The organism is Nocardia sp. NPDC004722 (assembly GCF_053601505.1).
This window is the reverse complement of the sequence record NZ_JBSGBY010001126.1, coordinates 1-1,017: the sequence shown is the minus strand read 5'-3', so window position 1 is coordinate 1,017 and position 1,017 is coordinate 1. Positions and strand designations below refer to the sequence as shown.

Below are 1,017 nucleotides of genomic sequence, written 5' to 3'. Positions count from 1 at the left end.
GCCGCCGCGCTGGGCCCGCTAGCCGACCCCGACGCCGCCGACACCGGCCCGTCGGCCCACGCGGCCGTGCGCGCCCTGAAAGAGGCCGACGGCGGCCGCGCCGCTTTGGTCTTCGCCGACGGTTCCACCGGCAATGCCCTCGGCAGCACACCGGGAGGATTCGGTCAGGCGCAGGCAGCCGTCGGCGCGGGGCCGCTGGTCTCCGATATCGCTGGGTCCGGTGCAGGTGCGAATACCGCTGCGGGACAGCTCGATTCGCGACTACCGGGTAGCGCGCGCTGGCTGGCCGAGGTCGTCGACTGCCCCGCGAACCTGCGTGGCGCGATCGCCGCCCTCACCACCGGCATCGCCGTCGCCGACGATCTCGCCACCGCCGCCCAGGTGATCGCCGCCCGCCCCGAACTGCGCGTGGTCACCCGCGAGGGCGATCTCACCGGCAGCGGCTGGGTGCTCGGCGGCTCCGACCGCGCCCCCAGCCAGCTCGAGGTGCAGGCCGATATCGATTCCGCCAAGGACGAATTGGTGTCCTGGCAGCGGCAGGCCGAGGAGCTCGAGGCCGCCCTGGCCGGTGCGCTCGCCGAGCAGACCGACCGCAAGGAGGCGGTCGACCACGCCTTGCTCGCCCTGCACGAATCCGATCAGGCCCTGGTCGCCATCTACGACCGCCTGGGCCGCCTCGGCCACTCCGCCCGCACCGCGCAACGCGAATGCGACCGGCTGCTGGCCCAGCGCGCCGACACCGAATCCGGCCGCGAGGACACCCTGGCCAAGCTCGCCGAGCTCGAGGACCGGCTGCGCAATGCCGAGAACGAGCAAGCCGACCTGGATCCCGAGGCTGCGGGCACCGAGACCGCCGGATACGCCCGCGAGGAAGCCGCCGCCGCCCTCGCCGAGGCCCGCTCCATGGAGGTCGAGGCCCGCCTGGCCGTCCGCACCGCCGAGGAACGCGCGGAATCGGTGCGCGGCAAAGCGGATTCGCTGCGCCGCGCCGCCCGCGCCGAACGCGAGAATCGCGCC

1 pseudogene is annotated in these 1,017 nt (G+C 74.3%); it reads left to right on the top strand.

Annotated features, from left to right (window positions below):
* Positions 1 to 1,017: pseudogene (locus ACWELQ_RS46265) on the top strand (chromosome segregation protein SMC); the annotation flags it as partial.